Raw genomic sequence first — 2867 nt, 5'->3', positions numbered from 1 at the left:
CTGGCGGGAAAAGCGTCCGCCAAGCCTGCCCGGCTTCGACCAGCCTATGGCACCCGAACCCATGTCAAATCGGACCTTGTGGAGAGGTTGCGGGTCCGTTGTGGTCGCTTGGGGATAACCGGTGGGTTACGAGGGGTCAACGGAACGGGATCGGGTGGGTGGTGGTGGGGTTGCGGCAATCGGCGGTGCGCGCTGGTGTGGGTGGCGGTGTCGCGGTCCTGGTCGGACGGTGATGGGCTTGCGTTGTTGCGGAGCGAAGAAGTTGCGGTCCGGTCACGCAGGCTTCCCACTCCTTGACACAGCGCTGTGGCCCGCGACACAGTACCGCCGATTTTGAGCGGTCAAACGATCGGCTCAGTACTCGGACGGGTGCGCTCCGTCACCGCACGACGGGATCACGGAAACCAGCGCGAACGGCACCGAACCAGCTCGAACCCGGGGGGAGGGAGCAGGCCATGGCGCGTCCCGGCGGTCCGGTGACGATCCGCCAGGTGGCGCTGCACGCCGGTGTCTCCCGTCAAACCGTGTCCAACGTGCTCAACGCGCCCCACCGGGTGGACCCGGCCACCCGCCGGCGCGTCCGCGCCTCCGTCGAGGCCCTCGGCTACCGACCCAACCGCAACGCGCGCAACCTGGCCGCCCGCCGAGCCGGCCTCATCGGCTACCACGTGCCGATCACCGACACGCCGAGCTCGTTCATGGACCGGTTCCTGCACCTGCTCACCGCCGAGGTGGAAGACTCCGGCCGCCACGTGCTCCTGTTCACCGGCACGACCGAGATCGACGCGTACGCCGACCTGGTAGCCCAACGCGCGGTGGACGGCTTCGTGCTGGCCAACACCGTCGAGGAGGACCCGCGCCACCGGTGGCTGGCCGACCACGACGTGCCCTTCGTGTCCTTCGGGCGCACGGGGAACGGCGAGCAGCCCGGACCGTGGGTCGACCTCGACGGCGCGGCCGCGTGCCACCGGCTCGTCGACCGCCTGCACGACCTCGGCCGCAGTCGCATCGCGTTCGTCGGCGGACGGGGGAGGACCGTGCAGAACCTCGAACGGCTGCGCGGCTGGAAAGCCGGTTGCACGGCCTTCGACCTGCCCGCGGACCGGCTGGTGCTCGCCGAGGACGACACCGTCGAAGCGGGCGGGGCGGCGATGCGAGACCTGCTGGACTCCGAAGTGATACCCGACGCGGTGATCGCGGTGAGTGATCCACTTGCGGTAGGTGTGCACCGTGAAGTGCGCCGCCAGGGGCTCCGGCCGGGGACGGACGTCGCGGTGACGGGTTTCGACGACTCGCCGTTGGCCTCTGTTGTGGACGGTGGTCTCACCTCGGTGCGGCAACCCGTCGAGAGGTTCGCCCGCACCGTGGTGGACCTCCTGGAGAGCACCAACAGCACGACAACCAGCGCTGGACGCGGCTCGACCACCAGTGCGAACAGCGATCGGGGCGTGTTGCTGCCGGGCGGGATCATCAGCCGCGGCAGTGCCCCGATCCGCTTGACAGAGCAAGACCTGAACGAATGGGAGTCTCGGTAATGGGCGTTCGGACAACGGCGGCGCGGGCAACCGCGGCGCTGGGTGTGGCAGTCCTCCTCGCGTCGTGCGGCAGCGGAGGGGACGAAGGCGGCGAGCAGCCCAGCGGTGCGCTCGAAGGACGGGGCGAGGTCACCTTCGCCACCGGCAAGGACACCTCCGGCAACATGCAGAAGCTCGTCGACGAGTGGAACGCCTCGCACGCGAACGAGCAGGTCCGGATCATCGAACTGCCCGAGTCCGCGGACGCCCAGCGCCAGCAGATGGTGCAGAACGCGCAGGTCAAGTCCGACGCGTACACGATCCTCAACCTCGACGTGGTGTGGACGGCCGAGTTCGCCGCCAACCGCTGGGTCGTCGAACTGCCCGCCAAGGAGTTCGAACTGGACAAGTTCCTCCAGCCCGCGGTGAAGACGGCGCAGTACCGCGACAAGCTCTACGCCGCGCCGGTGTACTCCGACGGCGGCCTGCTGTACTACCGCAAGGACCTGCTCGACGCGGCGGGCCAGAAGCCGCCGAAGACGTGGGCCGAGCTCACCACCGCCTGCCAGGCGGTCAAGGCGACGCAGCCCGCGATCGGCTGCTACGCCGGTCAGTTCGAGAAGTACGAGGGCCTGACGGTCAACTTCGACGAGGCCGTGCACTCCGCGGGCGGCGACGTGGTCGACGCCTCCGGCAAGGCCGTCGTCGACTCGCCCGAGGCGAAGGCCGGGCTGGACACCCTGGTCACCGGGTTCCAGCAGGGCATCATCCCGGAGAAGGCCATCACCTACAAGGAAGAGGAGGGCCGCCGCGCGTTCCAGGCGGGCGAGCTCCTGTTCCACCGCCAGTGGCCCTACCAGTGGAACCTGGCCGGCAAGACCGACGGTTCCTCGCAGGTCGCGGGCAAGTTCGACGTCGCGCCCCTGCCCGGCCTCAAGGGCCCCGGCAGCTCCACCCTGGGCGGCCACAACTTCGCCATCTCCGCGTTCGGCAAGAACAAGGCCACCGCGCTGGACTTCATCAAGTTCTTCACCAGCGAGGCCTCGCAGCGCTCCAACCTGCTGGCCACCTCGCAGGCGCCGACCCTGGCGAGCCTGTACGAGGACGCCGAGCTGATCAAGCAGTTCCCGTACCTGCCGACGCTGAAGGAGTCGATCCTGTCGGCTAAGCCGCGCCCGCAGGCCGTCCGCTACGGCGACGTCACGCAGGCGATCCAGGAAGCCGCCTACGCCGCGTTGACCGGCGCGAAGACCAGCGACGTGGCGCTGAAGGAGCTGCAGACCAAGTTGCAGGAGCTGCTTAATTGACTTCCCCCGTCGTGGGGGGGGGGGGGGGGGGGGCCCCCCCCGGGGC

The 2867-nt window shown here is 69.2% G+C and carries 2 protein-coding genes; both read left to right on the top strand.

From position 1 onward, the window contains the following. The first annotated feature begins 455 nt into the window (after positions 1-455). Complete coding sequence (locus ABTZ99_RS44770; RefSeq protein ID WP_499619251.1) at positions 456-1535, top strand: LacI family DNA-binding transcriptional regulator; 1080 nt, start codon at positions 456-458, stop codon at positions 1533-1535. A gap of 44 nt (positions 1536-1579) precedes the next feature. Next, a complete protein-coding gene (locus ABTZ99_RS44765) occupies positions 1580-2821 on the top strand; it encodes an ABC transporter substrate-binding protein (RefSeq protein WP_498786006.1) in 1242 nt (413 codons plus the stop codon). The last annotated feature ends 46 nt before the right edge of the window (positions 2822-2867 follow it).

Source organism: Actinosynnema sp. NPDC002837 (assembly GCF_040295345.1).
GTDB lineage: Bacteria > Actinomycetota > Actinomycetes > Mycobacteriales > Pseudonocardiaceae > Actinosynnema.
This window is presented reverse-complemented; position numbering and strand designations above follow the sequence as displayed.